Source organism: Mesorhizobium sp. C432A, assembly GCF_030323145.1.
In the GTDB taxonomy this organism is placed as follows: Bacteria; Pseudomonadota; Alphaproteobacteria; order Rhizobiales; family Rhizobiaceae; genus Mesorhizobium.
In genome coordinates this window covers 3012194-3032078 of sequence record NZ_CP100470.1, presented here as the reverse complement: position 1 = coordinate 3032078, position 19885 = coordinate 3012194, and the positions used below count along the sequence as shown (strand labels likewise).

Below are 19885 nucleotides of genomic sequence, written 5' to 3'. Positions count from 1 at the left end.
CCACATCTTGTCTTGCCGCAAAGTTCACCCTCTGATTCCCTGTGCCAAGGCGATAGAACCTGATTCTTGCACCTGGCGTGTTCAAGCGGCGCGTTCCGGGAACTTTTTTGTCGATCAATTCCAAGGAGACAAGACGATGAGCACCGCGGCAAGGCCCGTCATCTCGGAAATGCGGCCGAAGATAACCGTCATTGGTGTGGGCGGTGGCGGCGGCAACGCGGTCAACAACATGATTGCCGAAAATCTGCAGGGTGCGGAGTTCATCGTCGCCAACACCGATGCCCAGGCACTGACCATGTCGAAAGCATCGCGGCTGATCCAGCTGGGTGCCCATGTCACGGAAGGCCTGGGCGCCGGGTCGCTGCCCGCGGTCGGCCGCGCGGCAGCCGAGGAATCGATCGACGAGATCAGGGACCACCTTGCGGGAACCCATATGTGCTTCGTGACCGCCGGCATGGGAGGCGGAACTGGAACCGGTGCCGCGCCCGTCATAGCGAACGCTGCACGGGCAGCCGGCATCCTGACCGTGGCCGTCGTCACCAAGCCGTTCACCTTCGAAGGGAAGCGCCGCATGCAAGCCGCCGAAGAGGGCATCGAGCAGCTTCGCGAATGCGCCGATACCGTGATCGTTATTCCGAACCAGAACCTCTTCAGGATCGCCGACGCAAAGACGACTTTCGCGGACGCCTTCGCCATGGCTGATCGCGTCCTTTATTCCGGCGTCGGCTGCATAACCGATCTCATCGTCAAGGAGGGGCTGATCAATCTCGACTTCGCCGACGTGAAGTCGGTGATGCGCGACATGGGTCGCGCAATGATGGGTACCGGGGAAGCCACGGGCGAGGACCGCGCCAGGAAGGCCGCCGAAGCGGCGATAGCAAACCCGCTTCTCGACGAAGCCTCGATGATCGGCGCCAAGGGCGTCCTGGTCTCGATCTCGGGCGGCATGGACATGACGCTGTTCGAAGTCGATGAGGCCGCCACCCGCATCCGCGAGGAGGTCGACGCCGACGCCGACATCATCGTCGGCGCCATATTCGACCGGGCACTCGCCGGAAAATTCAGGGTCTCAGTCGTCGCGACAGGATTGCGGCAGGGCCTGGAGATACCGCAGTAGGCAGGATCCGGGCTGCTGATTTATGAGTCTGGTGGACCGTGGTCATGGGCTTCGCCACCGAAAAGTCGGCCCGCAAGCCCGCACCATTGAACTTGCCGGTGAATTCGCGTTGCCGGCCTAGAGACCGAATTTGTTTCGAGGCCGCTGCCACGAATGCGCGAACTCGCATCAGCGCCGCCGCGGAACCGCTCCCAACTGCAACCGCGCCGCGAATGCGCTTCGACCCGGATCCCCAACAGGAGGCCATACAGATTGACCGCGGCAGACATTTCGCCTGCGATATGGCCAGCGTCTGCTGACCACATGATCGGCCCTTTCTGATCGGTGATGCGGGCTCGCTGGATATGGCACAATAAAACCGGCATGGGTCAGACGTCGGGAGCGTCCAGTGGCGGCCAGCCTCGCAAGCGCTATATCGAAGAAAAACTCAGGTCGACCCGACAGGAGCATACTCCATGGCTGACACGCCGACACCCGATGCTTCGTTTCTCGCGGCCCTGACGACAGAGCATTTCGTGCAGCAGACAGCGATCAGCACGTCCATAAGTGAAATGGCGTCGCGGACGACCATCTACATTATGGCTCTGTCGAGCGCTCTGGTGGCAACGGGCTTTGTTACGCAGTCCTCCGAGTTCTTCCTGCCGTTTGTCGCGGTTGTGCTGCCATCGGTCTTTTTACTGGGTGCCTTTACCGTCTTGAGGTTGGTCGACATCGCCGCTGAGAACATGCAGGCCCATATCGGCATTGCCCGGATCAGAGCCTACTATCGAACTTTGGGCGACGAGGCTGCCTTCCAGTTTTCCAAGGAATTCGGTCGCTGGCCCGAAAATGACGCCGAACCTTCTCTTCGTACTGGGCCTCTCCTGGCGTACCTGACCACTGCAGCTACTATGATCGCATTCATAAATGCCATCGTCGCTGCGGCGGGCGTTACTCTGCTTGCGTTTGGTGTCGGTGCAGAACTATTGCTCGCGCTGTGTCTTGGTGCTGGAGCAGCAATCGGCTTGATGACGATTTTCTATTTATACCAGCGCCTTCGGACGAAAGGCATGGTCCGCATTGCCAAACCCTATGGCTCTGAAAAGAGCGTGCTTTGAGCGGGTAATGAATGTGGTGTTTGTGTGAACGGCACCGGCATGGCAATTCCGATCTTATTGACGACCAATGCTCCACGCCCCTCGCAGGCTGTTCGCAATGGCGAGCCCTTTCGGGATCGAGATATTTGCGCAAACTTTTTTGCCCGGCATGCGTTGTTCGTTCTCCGAGCACAGGAGAAAGCCATGCAGACTAAGTCGCAGACTTCAGCCGAAGCCGCCAAGCAACGCCATATCCAGCGTGGTATCGACGCCAAAGACGAGACGAAGAGCATTGGCAAAATGCAACAAGCGATGCAAGCCGGCGCCCGCAAATATCCCGAGCCACCTTTTCCCGAGCAGCATCAACCCAAACCGGGGCATGAATGGGCGATCGAGCCCGCTCCGCTCTACGATGCGCCTTACTACCTCGGATCGAAAAAACTCGATGACAAGGTAGCGCTTATCACGGGTGGTGATTCCGGCATCGGCCGTTCGGTGGCAGTCTTGTTCGCCCGCGAGGGCGCCGACATTGCGATCGTATACTTGAGTGAAGACAGGGACGCCGAAGCGACCAAAAACGCCGTCGAAAAGGAAGGCCGGCGTTGCATACTGATAAAAGCCGATGTCAGTGAACGCGAGCATTGCCGCAACGCCGTGGCGCTGACGGTCGAAAAATTCGGCAGGATCGACGTGCTGGTCAACAACGCCGCTTTCCAAATCCATTCCAGTGACTTCAACGACCTGACCGAGGAACATTTCGACACGACGCTGAAGACCAATCTTTACGGCTATTTTCATATGGCGCAGGAGAGCGTGCCGCACATGGAGCCGGGCTCCGCGATCATCAATACCGGTTCGGTGACCGGCATCGACGGTTCCAAGCAACTGGTTGACTATTCGATGACCAAGGGCGGCATTCATGCCTTCACGCGAGCGCTTTCGGGCAATCTGGTCGGCAAGGGCATCCGGGTAAACGCGGTCGCGCCAGGTCCGGTGTGGACGCCGCTCAACCCTTCGGACAAGGAAGCCGACGACGTCTCGAAATTCGGCGCGGATACGCCGATGAAACGGCCAGCGCAACCGGAAGAACTTGCCCCGGCTTACGTGTTCCTCGCCTCGTCGCATTGCTCGAGTTACATCACGGGAGAGATCCTGCCGGTGGTCGGTGGCTACTGAGGTCGCGGAACGTATTTCGTTGCATTGGGCTACCGAGTAGACGGCACGCGGAGACGTCGTCTCCAGGGAGACGCTTGCCGCGCTCGATCGCTTCAAGAAACGCGTGATCGGTGCCGTGCGCCGCCGCTACACGGCACCCGCCACGGCTCCGGAGCAATAGCGCTCCGTGTTGGTCGAAATCCTCGCTCGCGTTTTCAATTTTCTGAATTTCCGCTTGGAACTCTCCCGCCGGCATACCGTTCAAACATCATTGAGCCAGGAGAACGACCATGCCACGAGGCGACAAATCGAAATACAGCGACAAACAGGAACGCACAGCCGACCACATTGCCGCAGGCTATGAGAAGCGCGGTGTTTCCGAGAAGGAATCCGAGCGCCGGGCATGGGCGACCGTCAACAAGGACGATGGCGGCGGCAAGAAAGAAGGCGGCTCGGGTCGTGGTAAACACACCGGACACCCCGCGGCCCACAAGGGTGGGAAAAGCGGCGGCAAGGCATCGGCTTCACGGTCAGCCGAAAGCCGATCGGAATCGGCAAAGAAGGCAGCGGCAACCCGCAAGCGGAATGCCGAGCACCATGCCCATTAACTGCCCCGCAACAGGTTCGGAACGCCATGAAACCCAAGCTCGTCAATCAGGTCAGCGGGCAAAGGACTTTCGTCGTCGTGCTCGACCTCGGCGACGAAGGCTTCGGTGCGCTGACAGCCTTCGCAACCGACCAAAACCTCGGCAGTGCCTCTTTGACTGCGATCGGAGCGTTCGGCGCCGCCTTGATCGATCTTAATGCGTGAGGTTGGCAAGCGCCTACCCGGCTCCTTGGCCATCAAGGGCGGATGTCTCTGTGGCAGGATCCGATTCAGCGCCGGGATCGAACCGAGGGTTCACTACTGCCACTGCGATATGTGCAGACGAGCGACCGGCAGCGCGTTTGCAGTTCTTGCCTGGATGCCCTGCCAAAGCCTGACCTGGAATTCCGGAACGCCAACATATCGAAGGTCTTCGCCGATCGCGCAAAGAGGCTTCTGCCCAGAATGCGGGTCGCCGCTCAGCCTTTGCTATGACGCGTCCCCAACCGAGATCGCGCTGCACGTCGGTACCTTCGATGATCCGGCTCATCTGGAGCCTCGGTACAACTATGGTTCAGCGCAGCGCCTTGGTTGGGTGTGCTGCGGAATAGACCTACCGGACCGCGACACCGAGGAACGCTGGTAGCGCCGCCTGTAGCGAATGACCAAGATTGCCGATCAGGAATGCGGCCCTTTGCGACGTGGCCAGACCGTTGACAACCCCTAAGCGCTAGCCGGTTTTGATCCTTTGGGGGGCCGCATTCTCTATCGCGAGGAAAATCGCTTCGAACAGATCCTCGTCCCGGAAGGGCTTGCCGAGCAAGGGCACGTCGGCTGGCCGATCGGCAATCTCCCGGGCATCGGCATAGCCCGTGATCATGACCGCTGGCCAGTCCGAGCGCAAATTGCGCGCGAAGCGGATCACGTCGACGCCGGATACGAGTGGCATGGCGAAATCGGTGATAATGACGTCGAACTCGTCGGGAGTGCGCTCCATCATGGCCAGCGCCTCCGCCCCTCCTCCCGCGCAGGTCACCTCGAAACCACGCTGGCGAAGGGACTCGGCGGTCAATTGCCGCAAAACATGGCTGTCGTCGATCAGGAGGATTGATGGGTGCTCCATCCCGGCATCGGCGAACGCTCGTTCAATGTCGGGTTCCACCACAGGATCGACCGGCTGTTCGGTCGATCGTGGCAGCCAGAGTTGCATGGTAGTTCCGCGGTTGACGACGCTTTCTATGCGAAGTGTCCCACCTGACTGCTTCATGAAGCCGTAGACCGTGCTGAGGCCGAGGCCCGTTCCCTTACCGACCGGCTTGGTGGTGAAGAACGGTTCGACGACCTTGGCGACAAGATCGGGGGGTATGCCGGATCCGGTGTCCTTGACGGCGATCATGACATAGTCGCCCGGCGGAATATCCTCTGTTGGCGTCCCGATCGATCGATTCTGCGCATGCACGGTTATTGTCCCGCCAGAGGGCATGGCGTCACGCGCGTTGAAAACCAGATTCATCAAGGCCAATTCAAGTTGGCCTGCATCGACATGCACCGGCCAGATCGTGTCATCGATCTGCCAGTCGAAACGGATCAACCCCCCCAGCACGGGCGCCACCAATCCGTTCATCGTGTCGCCCAGCGCAGCAAGGCGCACCGCTTCCGGCTTCAGGGTCTGGCGCCGCGAGAATGCCAGCATTCGCGCGACAAGGTCAGCGCCTTGTTTTGCAGAACGCCGCGTCAGGTCGAGTACCTGTTGCGCCTGATCATCCAACGTAGCCCGGCGTTCAAGCAGCCCTAACCCACTGAGAATTGCGGCGAGCAGGTTGTTGAAATCATGCGCCAGGCCGCCGGTTAGCTTGCCGATAGCGTCGATGCGCTGGGATTGAAGCAGCTGATCCTCAAGACCGCGCCGCTCCGTGATGTCAAGCAATGTGCCGATAATTTCCGGTTCACGGCCATCTGACCCGTCCGACATCACGCCCTGGTCGAGAAAAATGCGATACTCGCCATTGGCGCAATGCCAGCGGAACTCGCACGTATAGGAGCCGGTGGTTTTGGCCGCCAGCAGCGCTTGCTTCAATCGCGGCAGGTCGTCGGGATGAACGCGGTTGAGACCGAACTCCGGATCCGATGTCAGGTATTCAGGCGCAAAGCCGGTCAAGCGCTCGACGCCCTCCGTAACAAAGCGCGCCGCGAAGGGTGGCTCGGCTGCCCGAGCATGAAAGCAGACCGGCAACGAATTCAGGATGGCATCCTGCCGTTGCTCGGCGCTGCGCAGCGCGCGTTCGGCCTGAAGCTTGTCCTTGTGCGCCTGCAACGCCTGCGCCAATAGTCCCTGCTCGACCTCCGCCTTGCGCTGGATCTCGAGCGTCTTCTCGTGGAGTTCGACGAAAACCGCGACTTTCGAACGCAGCATGATCGGATCGAATGGCTTGAACACATAGTCGACCGCGCCGGCATCATAGCCGCGCAGCATATGCGCATCCTCCTTGTTGATGGCGGTCAAGAAGATGATTGGGGTGCGCTTGGATTGCTCGCGCTGGCGGATAAGTGCGGCCGTTTCATACCCGTCCAACCCTGGCATGAGGACATCCAGGAGAATGACGGCGAACTCCTCTTTCAGCAAAAAGCGCAGAGCCTCTTCGCCCGATTGGGCGCAGATGACCTCTCCGATAGTCGCGAGCACTTCGCTGATCGCCAGCAGATTGCGCTCATCGTCGTCCACCGCCAGGATACGGGCTCTTGCCGGCCCTTCGGCAAGAGCTGCCACCTCAAGTTTCCTTACCCTGTTTCTTGCCAGCTTTTGCATCGAACGGCCGTCAGTTCGCTGCCAGGAGAATTTTTTCCGGGCTCTCGACACGGGATCGGGCACGTCCGATCCAGACACGAAGCAGCGCCAGCAGGAGATCCAGATCGACGGGTTTGGCGATGTAGTCGGAAGCCCCGGCATCCAGACATTTTTGCCGATCCCCCTTCATCGCCTTTGCGGTGACGGAAATCAGCGGGATATGAGCAATCGCCGGTGTGCCGCGAATCCGCCGCATCGTCTCGTAGCCGTCCATCTCCGGCATCATGATATCGATCAATGCCACGTCGACATCGGGCGCCTGTTCAAGAAGCGCGATGCCATCACGGCCCCGCTCGGCATGCAGAACCTGTATGTCATAGGTCTCCAGAACACTCGTGAGCGAATAAATGTTACGAATGTCGTCGTCGACGATGAGAACTTTCGCCCCGGCGAGATCGGACTTGCCGTTGTGTTCAGTTCCTGCCCAGGCCTCTTGGCGACCTTCTCCCGGCAGCGTTGCCGAAATATGCAGCGCCAATTGAGCGAAGTTCTCCGCCCGCGGTGCTTCCGCCAAGGCCGGGTTCAATGCCAGTACCTGTTCAAGCGCGTCCGGGTGAGGTGTAAAGAACAGCAGCTGCGGCAAGGCTTCGCCGAATTGGCCGGTGATCTCGTCCAGCGCCTTTGCGTTGTCCTTGGCGGAGCGTCCAAAGCCGAGCACGACGGCATCATAGAAGGCGAGGCCAACGTCTTCTGCATTTGCCGCAACACGACCGATCGCGGTGACCGACGTTACGCCGTCGCGGATTGCCTCGACCAGAGCCAGACGCCGCTCCGGGTCAGGGTCCACGACCAGAACGCGGCGCTGAACGCGGAGCTTCTTCGAGTGGATATCCTGAAACACCTTCATCAGCTCGTCCGAGGAAACGGGCTTGGTGGAAATGCTGGACGCCCCCTTGCGTGCGAGACTGTCGATGTCTTCGGCACCCGAGATGACATGGATAGGAATTCCCCTCGTCTTCTGGTCATGCCGCAGCAGATCGAAAAGCACCCAGCCATCGATATCCGAAAGTCCGAGATCAAGTGTGATTGCGTCGGGAACGAGCTTGCGGGCCAATGCCAGCGTGCCGGAACCTGCAGTCGACAGAACGCCTTTCAGCCCGGCCGACCGGGCGAGGCCAAGCAGCAACCCGCCAAAGGTCGGATCGTCTTCGACGATCAACACGATCCGATCGGTGGGTAGGATTGAATCGCGGTCGTCGATCAGCTCTGCCGAGGGCGGACTGCTGAGCAGAGCTGTCGCAGCAACCGCCTCCGCCGCCGGAGCCAAGGTCGACTGTACTGTCGTCACGCGGGGGCCGTCGAACGGGATGATGAGGGTAAATGTCGACCCCTTGCCCGGCGTGCTTTCGACCCGCAATTCGCCGCCAAGCAAGCGAGCGATCTCGCGGCTGATCGAGAGCCCAAGGCCGGTGCCGCCATACTTGCGGCTGGTGGTGCCGTCGGCCTGCTGGAAGGCCTCGAAAATCAGCTTCTGTTTGTCTTCTGGAATGCCAATGCCGGTGTCGGTGACGGCGATCGCGAGAGCCTTCACCGGCTGCGTCGCGCCATTGCGGCGGCCGGCCTTTTCAACCCGGAAGTTCAGGCTGACCTCGCCTTCCGAGGTGAATTTGAATGCGTTGGAAAGCAGGTTGAGGACAATCTGCTGCAAGCGTTTCTCATCTGTGCGGACCGTGTCGGGAAGCGCCGGATCGACCTTGATGGTGAAGCCAAGTCCCTTGTCGGCTGCCAGCTGACGAAAAGTTCGTTCCATATGCTGGCGAAGATGCGTCACCGGCATATCGTTGATGTCGATGGAAACAGTGCCCGACTCGATCTTCGACAGATCGAGGATATCGTTGATGAGGCTGAGAAGATCGGTTCCTGCCGAATTGATGGTGCGGGCGAACTCTACCTGTTTTTCGTTGAGGTTGCCGTGCTGGTTGGTCGCCAGCAGGTTTGACAAAATGAGCAGCGAATTGAGCGGCGTGCGCAGTTCGTGGCTCATATTGGCCAGGAATTCGGATTTGTATTTCGACGTGAGCGCCAGTTGCTCGGCTTTTTCCTCCAGCGCGCGTCGCGCCATCTCGATTTCGAGATTCTTGTTTTCGACCTGCTTCTTTTCGTTCTCGAGCAGCTGCGCCTTTTCCTGCAGCTCCTCGTTCGTCGCATGCAGCTCTTCCTGCTTTTTTGTCAGCTCGGTTTGACGCGCTTGCAACTCCGACGTCAGCAGTTGCGACTGCTTGAGCAGGCCCTCCGTGCGCATCGTCGCAGCGATGGTGTTGAGAACGATGCCGACGGATTCCATGAGCTGGTTGAGGAACGACTGGTGTGTGTCACGAAACTCGCCGAACGAGGCGAGCTCGATGACGGCTTTGACTTCATCCTCGAACAGGGCAGGCAGGATGATGACATTGGCTGGCGAGGCGCTGCCAAGACCAGATGTGACCCGAAGGAATTCTGGCGGCACATTGTCCAGCATGATGGCGCGCTTGTCGGCGGCACTTTGCCCAACCAGGCCCTCTCGCAGATCAAGCCGCTGCTTGATGGCAGCTTTGCTCTCGGCGCCATAGGAAGCCGCCAGCTCAAGATAGGATTCCTCCTCGTCGCGATTGGTGACGTAGAACACCCCATACTGGGCGTTCACCAGAGGAGCGAGTTCGGACATGATGAGCCGCGAGACGGTGGCAAGGTCGCGCTCGCCTTGCAGCATGCGCGAAAACCGGGCGAGATTGGTCTTCAACCAGTCCTGCTCGGCATTCTTCAGCGTCTGATCCTTCAGATTGCGGATCATTTCGTTGATGTTGTCTTTCAGCGCGGCGACCTCGCCGGAGGCTTCGACGCTGATCGAACGGGTAAGATCGCCCTTGGTCACCGCCGTCGAAACCTCGGCGATGGCACGCACCTGGGTGGTCAGATTGGCAGCGAGTTGATTGACATTGTCGGTGAGGTCGCGCCAGAGGCCGGCGGCACCTGGCACACGCGCCTGACCACCGAGCTTGCCCTCGATGCCCACCTCACGGGCGACGTTGGTCACCTGGTCGGCAAAGGTGGCAAGCGTCTCGATCATGCCGTTGATGGTGTCGGCCAGCAGGGCGATCTCTCCCTTCGCGTCGACCGTCAGTTTGCGCCTGAGATTGCCTTGCGCGACCGCCGTCACGACATCGGCGATGCCGCGCACCTGATTGGTCAAGTTCGTCGCCATCAGGTTGACGTTGTCGGTCAGGTCCTTCCAGGTACCGGCAACACCTTCGACGCGCGCCTGGCCACCAAGCTTGCCCTCGGTGCCAACCTCACGCGCGACTCGGGTGACCTCGCCGGCGAAGGAGTTCAACTGGTCCACCATGGTGTTGATGGTCGACTTGAGCTCCAGGATTTCGCCCTTCACATCGACGGTGATCTTCTTCGACAGGTCGCCGCGCGCCACGGCGGTCGTGACTTCGGCGATGTTGCGCACCTGGCCGGTCAGATTCTCGGCCATCGAGTTCACATTGTCTGTGAGATCCTTCCACGTGCCGGCAACGCCGCGCACCTGCGCCTGGCCTCCCAACTTGCCTTCCGTGCCGACCTCGCGTGCCACGCGCGTGACTTCCGAAGCGAAGGAATTGAGCTGGTCCACCATTGTGTTGATGGTGTCCTTCAGCTCCAGGATCTCGCCGCGGACATCGACGGTGATCTTCTTCGAAAGGTCCCCGAGCGCCACGGCGGTGGTCACCTCGGCGATGTTGCGCACCTGGCCGGTCAGGTTGGCTGCCATGGCGTTGACGTTTTCGGTCAGATCCTTCCACGTGCCGCCTATGCCCCGCACCTGCGCCTGGCCGCCAAGCTTGCCGTCGGAGCCGACCTCGCGCGCCACACGCGTCACTTCCGAAGCGAAGGAATTGAGCTGGTCGACCATCGTGTTGATGACGTCCTTGATCTGCAAGATCTCGCCCAGCGCGTCGACGGTGATCTTCTGGGTCAAGTCGCCGGTCGCAATGGCCGTTGCCACCTTCGACACGTCGCGCAATTGCACCGTCAAATTGCCGGCCATGGCGTTGACGTTGTCGGTCAGATCCTTCCAGGTGCCACCGACGCCTTCGACATGCGCCTGGCCACCAAGCTTGCCTTCCGATCCCACTTCGCGGGCCACACGCGTGACCTCAGAGGCGAAGGAGTTCAGTTGGTCGACCATCGTGTTGACGGTGTCCTTGAGCTCCAGGATCTCGCCTTTGACGTCGACGGTGATCTTCTTCGACAGGTCGCCGCGCGCCACGGCGGTGGTGACTTCTGCGATGTTTCGAACCTGGCCAGTCAGGTTGGCGGCCATGAGATTGACGTTGTCGGTCAAATCCTTCCATGTGCCGCCGACGCCCCTCACCTCTGCCTGGCCGCCCAGCTTGCCTTCGGTGCCGACCTCGCGTGCCACGCGCGTCACTTCCGAGGCAAAGGAGTTCAGTTGGTCGACCATCGTGTTGATGGTGTCCTTGAGTTCCAGGATTTCGCCTTGCACGGCGACCGTGATCTTCTTGGACAGATCGCCCGACGCGACCGCCGTGGTCACCTCGGCGATATTGCGCACCTGACCGGTCAGGTTCTCGGCCATCGAGTTGACGTTGTCGGTGAGGTCCTTCCAGGTGCCGGCGACGCCGCGCACCTGCGCCTGGCCGCCAAGCTTGCCTTCGGTGCCAACCTCGCGTGCCACGCGCGTGACCTCGCCCGCGAATGAATTCAGCTGGTCCACCATCGTGTTTATCGTGGATTTCAGCTCGAGAATCTCGCCCTTCACGTCCACCGTAATTTTCTTCGACAGGTCGCCCAAAGCCACCGCGGTCGTCACTTCGGCGATGTTGCGCACCTGGCCAGTCAGGTTCTCGGCCATGGAATTCACATTGTCGGTCAGATCCTTCCACGTACCACCAACACCCTCAACGCGCGCCTGGCCGCCAAGCTTGCCTTCAGTGCCGACCTCGCGCGCCACGCGCGTGACTTCCGAAGCGAAGGAATTGAGCTGGTCCACCATCGTGTTGATGGTGTTCTTCAGTTCTAGGATTTCGCCCTTGACATCGACTGTGATCTTCTTCGACAGGTCGCCCGACGCGACCGCGGTCGTAACCTCCGCGATGTTGCGCACTTGCCCGGTCAGGTTCGTGGCCATCGCGTTGACGTTGTCGGTCAGATCCTTCCACGTGCCGGCGACGCCCTTGACCCGGGCCTGGCCGCCGAGCTTGCCTTCCGTACCGACCTCGCGCGCCACGCGCGTCACCTCGGAGGCGAAGGAGGCCAACTGGCCGACCATGGTGTTGACGATCTTGCCGATGCGCAGGAATTCGCCACGCAGCGGTCGGCCATCAATTTCGACCATCATGGTCTGCGACAGGTCGCCCTTGGCGACGGCGCCGATAACGCGCGCAACCTCAGCCGTTGGCTGAACCATGTCTTCTATGAGATCATTGACTGAACGGACACTGGATTCCCAACTGCCGGTGGCATTGCGAACCCGGCCGCGCTCGCCTATCCGCCCTTCCTTGCCGACGACCCGGCTCAAGCGCTCGAACTCGCGCGTCACTTGGTCGTTGAGGTCAGCGATCTCATTGAAAGTCTCAGCTATCTCGGAATCGAGGCCTTCATAAACATTGTCGATGCGGACGGAGAAATCGCCGCGCCGGAAGGCTTTCAGAGAATTCAGGATGCTTCGACGGTCCAATTGCTTCTTGGATGCCTGCACGGTCACAGCGCCACTCCCAGCCCTATGGATTTATACGGATAAAGTTGCCCCCGCGGCCAATGGTGGATCGCGCCGCAAGACCCCAAACGCGGCATCTTCAATTTTGTTCCATCGTGCCGTGAATTCCAGGCCGACGGTTGCGCCTTGGTTTGAACGCCGGATTTTCATGATGCGGTTGTGGATTTATCCTGCTTCAGCCGACCACGACACGTCATAGCCGTTTGCCATTGCCAGAGAGGCATGAATTGCGTTGCGCAACTCGGAAGGCGAGGCAGGCTTTGCGACCCATGTCCTTGAAGGAAGATCGGATCGTGAAAACCCGAATTGGCGGAGCTTGCCGAATGGACGACAAAGGGGATGTTTCGGGCGTCAAGCAACGTAGCTATTCGTACGCAATCCCCGTCCGCCAGGCCGATATCCATGACAACAATGTCGGGAGAACTGCCCCTGAACCATTCCAGCGCGTCGGCGCAGGACGAAAAGACCCCAGCGATGTCGAACCCCGCGTCGCGCAACATGTCTTCAAGTTCGAGCGCGTTAAACGCCTCGTCTTCCAAAATCGCAACGGACCTATGGTGGTCCAATTATCGCGGTCCTTTGCTCTCCGAAGCGATCGGCAGCGCAGCACGCCGCCTGACCGGTTCCACCCGGTGGTCGAAGCTCACGGCAATTTTCTTGCCGGACATGGCATGGACCATAAGCCCGACCAATTCCTCGTCGTCGCAGCGACACTCAGGAAACCTTGCGCGGATTCATCGACCGCAAACGCCGTCGAGATAATGTCGTCAGCGCGATAGCCAGAGATCACCGCGTAGACTGCGCTATAGGTTTCAAGGTCAATGACTTCGGTTTTCAGCACATCATCCTCCCTGCGGAAGGCCGACGGCAGAGGCGCCGGATGTCTCGCAAAGATTGCTAGATGCCGGCATCGAGTCTTCGGCGCTGTATCCTGTTCATTCTATGACGGTTGGCCGCGCTGTCGATAGCTCTGCAAGGCTTTGTACGCTTCCAGACACTGATTCACGCGAGCGACCAGATCAGGCAATCGTGCCGTTCATATACGTTTTCCGGTTCACTGTAGTGCCGTCCGCCAACTGAAACAGTCCGCCCGACCAGAATGACGATTGTCGGCCCTTTCACTTGAAGCCCCCCAGATCAGCGAGTGAGTTGTGGCCAACACTCCAAAACCTCCGCCATGCTGGCCGCCTCAATCTGCTCACTGAAGCGGGAATGGTATACTTCCATCAGTGCGTCATGGGTCTGGTCGGCAGAGCTGCAGATGGCATCGGTGACGAGAATGACGCGAAAGCCACGATCGATGGCGCCAAGCACGGTCGCGAGAACGCAAACGTCGGTTTCGCCACCGGTGATCACGAGCGCACGCACGCCGGAGCCACTCAGCAGCGCGTCGAGCCGCCCCTCGGTCCAGGGCGAATAGACATGTTTGTCGACGACCGTCGCCGGCGGTACAAATCGTGCAAGTTGAGGCATCAGCTCGATCAGGCGCGGATCGATGTTGGAAAGGGTTACCTCCGCCCACCGACGATAGTAGTTTGCCCACATTCCCGGCGCCTCGCCCGGGCGGGCGGCAGGAATGAAGCGCGTGAACAGGGTACGGCTGGCATGTCTGGCGACCAGTTCTTCGATCGCCGGGACCACCTTTTCAGCCCACGGCACGGGCCAAGGTCCACCCGGCGCAAACAGGCGCTGCATGTCGACGCACAGATGCAGGCCATCGTCGCCTATTGGTCCGTGAATCAATCCTTGGGCGGCCACTGGTGGATTCCGTCGGGTTTGGGTTACTGGCCTGCCTGCCGCGCTGCATCGGCCTCAGCCACATCAACAGTGTAAAGCAATTCACCGTTTTCGTTGGATACCCTCACAAGCCAGCCGGACAGAGCGTCCGTGCCAGGCTGCAGGTCGGCGAGAAGATCGATTGCGCAGCGGATAGCTTCGGACCGGGCCGCCTCAAGGCTCGCCATCCTCGACGGCGGTATGCGTCGGCTGGTTTCGCCATCGCGATACTCAAAGACATATACGTCGCCGGCGCCGTCGCTTGCAGAGGTTATCTCGACCTGGTCGAAATTGCCGTTGCTGCTCGCGTCATATTCATTGGCTGCGAGATCAAAGGTCGCTGTCTGGACCAGGATTGCCTTTGCGCGGGCAAGCACGTCATCTTCAGCTTGTATCCCGACGTTTGCCATGTCCACCGTAACGCAGTCGCCGCCCTCGCCGCAAAATATCACCCGGCGAACCGACTGCCCGTCTGGCGCCCTGGCATTCACCACTTCGGTCCGAACGACTTGCATGACACTCTCCTGCCTGTGTCTGACAATGTTCATGGTGCGCTTTCGGTTCCTGCGGATGCAGGCGCCGGCCCGGCTGTCGAGACTGACAGGACTTCCCCACCGGACATTCACGGTGCACCGAGCCCCCGCCGCAGGAACAATTCGAACGGAAACGCGTTGCCCTAGCTGGAAACGGGATAAGCGCAAAATGGCCGCGCCACGTGCTGCCTGGAAGGGCTTCTTGAAGGTTGGTTCGGTTACTTGCGGCGTGAAGATTGTCGGCGCAACCAGCGAAGCATCCAAGATCCATTTCAAGATTTTGAACCGCAAGGACGGTCTGCCGGTCAGGAGCGTCTACGCCGACGAGGAGACCGGAAAGCTGGTGGATGCAGCGGATCAGGTGAAGGGTTTCGAGATCGCAAAGGACGAATTTCTCCAGATCGAACCTGACGACATAAAGGCGTTGAAGCTGACGTCGAAGCACACGCTCGAAGTCGGCGAATTCGTATCGATTGACGATATCGATACGCGCTATCTCGAGAAGCCCTACTATCTGATCCCGGCCGACGGCGCCGCAATCGAAGCATACGGAGTGATCCGCGATGCCATGAAGAACAAGGGCGTGGCCGCTCGATCCTGCGTGGTGCTCTACCAGCGCGGCCGCGAAGTGCTGATTCAGCCCTATGGCAAGGGGATGGTGATGACCGAGCTTCGCAACCACAACGAAATGGTTTCGGAAAGCACTGTGTTCGATGGATTGGCCAAGCAGAAATATGACCCCGATCTGCTCGAAATCGCCGGCATGCTTATTGACAAAAAAGTGACGACCTTCGATCCCTCGAAATTTGAAGACACCTATGAAGACGCGCTGATCGCCATGATCGATGCAAAGCGCAAAGGCAAGAAGCTGCCGAAGCCCGCACCAAGGCCACAGGAGAATGTCATCAACCTCGCTGAGGTGCTGAAGAAGAGCCTCAAACAGGAAGGGCTGGCGAGATCCACAAAGAGAGCCTCACCGAAACGCAAGACAGCATAGTTGATAACTGCCCAGCCAGAAGGTCCGCACAGCAGCTCCAGCCGCCCTTAATAGCTCGGAACAATTCTCGCGGTTGCCCGTTGGCCACCAAGGACGATGCCTTATGGCCGAGATCAAGAACGTCGACAGGGCAGTCCTCAAAGAGCCAGAGGCAGCGGATGCCAACATTGCGCTCAAAGGAGCCGGAACGCAGGACTCTGATCGGGCGCCGACAAGCCCCAGGACCGCTGGCCATCGGTAAAAATACATGGGGTGTGAAAAGACCCTTTCGCCTCCAGACGCGGCGACGCGCGACCGGTGGCGGGCCGAACCCCACGCCCAAGCGAAACCCGGAGAATAGATGTGCCCCCCAAACCAGAGCCAACCGAAGAGCCGCCAGTGGATGCGCCGACGTGGACGCCGGACATACGCGAGCCTGAGCCGGATCTTCTTCCCGACGAAGTGCCAGTTCCTAATCCGGACGAGAACCGTGATCCGCCAAAGCGAGGCGTGGTGACAGACTGAACAACGAGTTTGGTCCGGCATCCTCCTGCAAAGGCGTTTATCTCGCCGCCGGGTTCAAGATCGCCAGTGAAATGCGACTGGATTTGGCTGCGCCGAATGCTTGACGGATTTGGTCTCGATGGTGTGGACCTGTCGACGCCTCGCCAAGCCTCATTTTCCAAGTATCTGTTCGAACGTGCATTGCTTCGGGCTTTTGTCAGGACGCCATCGCAGAAATTTGGTGCCATGACGGAAACGATCGCCGGTGACATGATCGAACCGCACCTCCGCCACCAGTTCGGGCCGCAATGGCTCCCATTGTCCGCTTCTTTCCGTGCTCCACCGACTGGGACCGCCCGGCGCTTTTCCCGTGAAGCCGGGAGCCGATCGCAAAGCTTCAAGTTGTCGCGTAAGCTTGGCCCTGTCCTCCCGGGCGATCGTCGAAGTGAACCCGACATGGTCGAGTTGCCCCTGGTCATTGTACAGGCCAAGCAACAGGGAGCCGACTTCACGCGAATTCGCCAGGTAGCGGAACCCTCCGACGACACAATCGGCCGTGCGCAGGCGCTTGACTTTGACCATGGCGCGCTCGCCGGGTCGATATTCGTCATCGAGAAGCTTGGCAACGACCCCGTCGGTCGAACCTTGTCCGGATTGGCCAAGCCATCTGCCTGCCGCCGCCAAATCACGCGTCGCCCGAGACAGTTCGAGATCCTTTCGCGCGGCCGACTTTACGAACAGTTCGAGTGCAGCGCGCCGAACCGAGAGCGGCTGCTGCATCAAGGCGCCCTCGGAGGTCGCCAACATGTCAAAGAGGATCAGCTTTGCCGGCGTCGCGACCGACAGTTTCCGGATCCTGCTTTCCGCCGGATGCAGCCGCATCTGCAAGGCGTCGAAAGAAAGAGAGCCTGCAATTTCGATGACGATCTCACCATCGACCACGAACTCTTTTGTTTTCAGTTCATGCAACATCGCGACGACTTCCGGGAAATACCGCCCTAACGGCTTGCCGGATTTTGCACGCAACTCCACGGCCGCGCCGGATTTAAAGGCCAGGCAGCGGAACCCGTCCCATTTGGGTTCGTATTGCCATCGGCCAGCATCGGCCGGCAACGTGTCGGCAGCCTTTGCTTCCATCGGCGCCGTGCTCAACGCCACGCCGAAAGACGATTTTACACTGGTCGGCAGATCGCGAGAGATGGCAGATTCGCCCGTCATGAAAGTTCCGTGGACAACGATGGAGATCGACTCAACGCAGCACTGGTGCCGGCTTTGGAAAAATCATGCTCCAACAGGGTTAGGTCATGATGAGATTTCAACCAATCTCATCATGACCTGGGACGGTCTACTCGGCAGCCTGCATGTTGATCTTGCTTTCCGCCATTTCGGTGAGCTTGCGATCGGTCGCCTGCTCTTCTTTCAGGTTCTTGGCCAATACGTTGGCGCAGTCGCTGCGGCCAAGCTGCTTGGCCCAGGCGATGAGCGTGCCATATCTGGTCATCTCATAGTGTTCGACCGCCTGCGCCGACGCTATCAGCGCCGCGTCTAGAACCTCCTTGTCGTCGACGTCGCCGCTCACATCGTCGGCTTCCTCCAGAATGCCGTCTATCGCCGGGCAGTTGACCTCCTTGGCCTTGACGCCATGCAATTCGAACACCTGTTCGACGCGCTCGATATGGCCTTTGGTCTGCTCGAGGTGTTTTTCGAATCCGGCCTTCAATTGCGGATCGGTCGCCTTGCCGATCATCTTCGGCAGCGCTTTCTCGATCTGCTTTTCGGCGTAATAGATGTCGCGCAGCGTGTGCACGAAGAGATCGTCGAGTGTCTTGATGTCCTTCGAAAAGAAGCCCATGGCCTTACCTTTCATTGTGCAGAAGTTCGGGTTCGGCGGCGACTTGCCCGCCACCCGCGGAGGCCGGGAACTCGTCCCGGCTTGCTGGTCAACGCACCGGTGCTGGAGGAGTTCCTGATTCCGAGCCGGCCGTTACTCCTTTTGGAGACGCTGCGGTCCATCTCCGGAGGAGCTTTGACCCGATCACACGTTCCATGGTCCAGCGAGGACCCTCAGGCGCACGCCGGCGCGGAAAAACTGACGGCCAGGAGAGCCGAAACGTGCTGTGCGCCGCAAGCTCTCGCAGGCGATGGCTGCCTCGGCAGATGCAATGCCAGCGTCGGGCGCGCACTATTGTCGGGAGAACTCTTGGTCAAGCATGCGAAGGCCCTCTTCATATTTGGCCGCCGACGCTCCGACCTGCCTCGACTGCCAGATGTTGTCCTCCAGATCGGCGCGTTTTACGGGGAGCGCCACTGGGTTCGACGCAGCCCGCCGGACAAAGGCGAAATACTCCTCATCCGGCCTGCGCGACATGGCATCGACCGCCGCGGTAATTGTCGGTCCGAAGCCTGCTTCTTCGAGCTTGGCGCGGGTCCAGCCCTCGCCTTTCTCCAGAACGTCATGAAGGTAGGCAACAGTCTTCTGATCGATTGTCTCGACAGCGTCGACGACACGGCGGCAATGCTCGATGTAGGGCCGCCCGGTCTTATCGCGCTGAGACGCGTGAACCTCCTCCGCAATCTTTGCCGCCTGGTAGAAAATGCTCATCGCGCCTGTCGTTACCGTGATTGTCTCTGCCTGATGAAACCTATTCGACGATATGTGGCGTGTGTCGCTTGTCCTCGGCAGGATCGACATCGATACGGGCCTTTTCCGGATCGAAAGCGCCGTGACCTGCAATAGCCAGAGCAGCCGCATCGGGCGTTTCGTAGGCCCACATGAAATCATCGGAAGAACTGCCGACGGCGTGGACACGCCAGTAGCTTGCGGTGCCTTTGAGCGGGCACCGGGTGGTGGTGTCGGTCTTTTCGAAAAGATCGAAATAGATGTCCTCGAACGGGATATAGAAAACGGGCTCGTGCCCGTCTTCACGCAGGACCTTCGCCCGCTCCGTAGCTGCGACGATGGCGTCGGAAAACCGCACCGTCACCGTGCCGGAAAACGGTTCTATGGCCAATCGGCCAAGGTTTTGCTGTGAAGTTGCGCCTGAAGTTTGCATCTGAATTTCTCCCTGGCGATTACCGCAAGATCGGTCATGCCTGGAGACGAAATGCGCGGCGGCGCTTCAGGTTCCGGCATGTCCGATGAAGCTGAATGGCAGCCGGCTTTAAAGCGCCTACCGCCTGCCGTATCCAGCAGTACTCGTCAGTAAGGCGCGGTAAAATGCACGTCCAACCCATTCGAAGATTTTGGAAGGACGACACGGTCGTCGCTTCCGTGGAGCGTCAGGGCTGGCACCGAAATGATCTTCGCCGCCACTTGCCGGCGGGCGAGTTCGTGGCTGGAGATGCTCCAGCTGTTTGGCCGTCGTCAGCTGCCGCCTCATGTACGGGCTCCGGGGCGGCCTCAGTTGCTGCCAAGTGGGCCGCAAGGTCCCTATAAACCTTGTCCCTGCCGCCATCGTGTTTAGCGATCAGGCCAAGTAGGTCATGACGGCTTAGCTTTGCAATCTTCATTAGGAATTCGAATTCGTGCTTCGGAATCGAGGCGGCTAAGCGATCGAGTTTGGCCCGCCGGGTCTCTTTGGACACATGTGCTCCTATGTATCCAGGCAGCACGCGA

General features: G+C 59.7%; 17 protein-coding genes. 7 read left to right on the top strand and 10 right to left on the bottom strand.

All coding sequences use genetic code 11. From position 1 onward, the window contains the following. Window positions 1-136: 136 nt before the first annotated feature. The 6 genes from ftsZ to NLY33_RS14665 all read left to right on the top strand — a co-directional run bounded on the left by ftsZ (window position 137) and on the right by NLY33_RS14665 (window position 4580). Entirely contained in the window at window positions 137-1117 is a 981-nt protein-coding gene (gene ftsZ / locus NLY33_RS14690; protein WP_023702103.1) for a cell division protein FtsZ, read from the top strand. 455 nt (window positions 1118-1572) lie between these two features. Beyond that, window positions 1573-2214 (top strand): hypothetical protein, encoded by a 642-nt coding sequence (locus NLY33_RS14685; protein WP_023704645.1) that lies wholly within the window; start codon window positions 1573-1575, stop codon window positions 2212-2214. 183 nt (window positions 2215-2397) lie between these two features. Beyond that, the gene (locus tag NLY33_RS14680) at window positions 2398-3369 is read left to right on the top strand and encodes an SDR family oxidoreductase (RefSeq protein ID WP_023668089.1); all 972 of its coding nucleotides are present in this window, start codon (window positions 2398-2400) and stop codon (window positions 3367-3369) included. 269 nt (window positions 3370-3638) lie between these two features. Continuing rightward, a complete protein-coding gene (locus tag NLY33_RS14675) occupies window positions 3639-3956 on the top strand; it encodes a hypothetical protein (protein ID WP_023704644.1) in 318 nt (105 codons plus the stop codon). Between the two features lie 26 nt (window positions 3957-3982). Further along, the gene (locus tag NLY33_RS14670; protein ID WP_023704643.1) at window positions 3983-4159 is read left to right on the top strand and encodes a PCC domain-containing protein; all 177 of its coding nucleotides are present in this window, start codon (window positions 3983-3985) and stop codon (window positions 4157-4159) included. Further along, window positions 4152-4580, top strand: coding sequence for a GFA family protein (locus NLY33_RS14665; RefSeq protein WP_081839719.1), 429 nt, complete (start codon window positions 4152-4154; stop codon window positions 4578-4580). Before NLY33_RS14670 ends, NLY33_RS14665 begins: the two co-directional genes overlap by 8 nt. 84 nt (window positions 4581-4664) lie before the next feature. Here the strand turns inward: NLY33_RS14665 and NLY33_RS14660 are convergent, their stop codons facing one another. The 6 genes from NLY33_RS14660 to NLY33_RS14640 all read right to left on the bottom strand — a co-directional run bounded on the left by NLY33_RS14660 (window position 4665) and on the right by NLY33_RS14640 (window position 14771). Continuing rightward, entirely contained in the window at window positions 4665-6740 is a 2076-nt protein-coding gene (locus NLY33_RS14660; RefSeq protein ID WP_023704642.1) for a PAS domain-containing hybrid sensor histidine kinase/response regulator, read from the bottom strand. 10 nt (window positions 6741-6750) lie between these two features. Further along, on the bottom strand, window positions 6751-12462 hold the full coding sequence (locus NLY33_RS14655; protein WP_031195793.1) for a HAMP domain-containing protein: 5712 nt from the start codon (window positions 12460-12462) through the stop codon (window positions 6751-6753). Window positions 12463-12626: 164 nt separating this feature from the next. Beyond that, window positions 12627-12980 carry a response regulator gene (locus tag NLY33_RS29500; RefSeq protein ID WP_352447368.1) on the bottom strand — a complete coding sequence of 118 codons (354 nt, stop codon included), beginning with the start codon at window positions 12978-12980 and terminating at the stop codon, window positions 12627-12629. A gap of 143 nt (window positions 12981-13123) precedes the next feature. Then, complete coding sequence (locus NLY33_RS29495) at window positions 13124-13321, bottom strand: hypothetical protein (protein WP_156932536.1); 198 nt, start codon at window positions 13319-13321, stop codon at window positions 13124-13126. A 296-nt stretch (window positions 13322-13617) separates the two neighbouring features. Further along, window positions 13618-14238, bottom strand: coding sequence for a cysteine hydrolase family protein (locus NLY33_RS14645; protein ID WP_023687850.1), 621 nt, complete (start codon window positions 14236-14238; stop codon window positions 13618-13620). A 23-nt stretch (window positions 14239-14261) separates the two neighbouring features. Next, window positions 14262-14771, bottom strand: coding sequence for a DUF6894 family protein (locus NLY33_RS14640; protein ID WP_023696312.1), 510 nt, complete (start codon window positions 14769-14771; stop codon window positions 14262-14264). Between the two features lie 25 nt (window positions 14772-14796). Here NLY33_RS14640 and ku point away from each other — a divergent pair, with 25 nt between their 5' ends. Next, window positions 14797-15786 (top strand): non-homologous end joining protein Ku, encoded by a 990-nt coding sequence (gene ku, locus NLY33_RS14635; RefSeq protein ID WP_488473719.1) that lies wholly within the window; start codon window positions 14797-14799, stop codon window positions 15784-15786. 654 nt (window positions 15787-16440) lie between these two features. Here ku and NLY33_RS14630 read toward each other — a convergent pair. The 4 genes from NLY33_RS14630 to NLY33_RS14615 all read right to left on the bottom strand — a co-directional run bounded on the left by NLY33_RS14630 (window position 16441) and on the right by NLY33_RS14615 (window position 19322). Beyond that, window positions 16441-17487, bottom strand: coding sequence for an ATP-dependent DNA ligase (locus NLY33_RS14630; protein WP_023815880.1), 1047 nt, complete (start codon window positions 17485-17487; stop codon window positions 16441-16443). Between the two features lie 127 nt (window positions 17488-17614). Continuing rightward, complete coding sequence (locus NLY33_RS14625; RefSeq protein WP_023668075.1) at window positions 17615-18121, bottom strand: YciE/YciF ferroxidase family protein; 507 nt, start codon at window positions 18119-18121, stop codon at window positions 17615-17617. Between the two features lie 330 nt (window positions 18122-18451). Continuing rightward, on the bottom strand, window positions 18452-18871 hold the full coding sequence (locus tag NLY33_RS14620) for an HD domain-containing protein (protein WP_023704638.1): 420 nt from the start codon (window positions 18869-18871) through the stop codon (window positions 18452-18454). Between the two features lie 40 nt (window positions 18872-18911). Continuing rightward, complete coding sequence (locus NLY33_RS14615; RefSeq protein ID WP_023704637.1) at window positions 18912-19322, bottom strand: DUF427 domain-containing protein; 411 nt, start codon at window positions 19320-19322, stop codon at window positions 18912-18914. Window positions 19323-19885 lie beyond the last annotated feature (563 nt).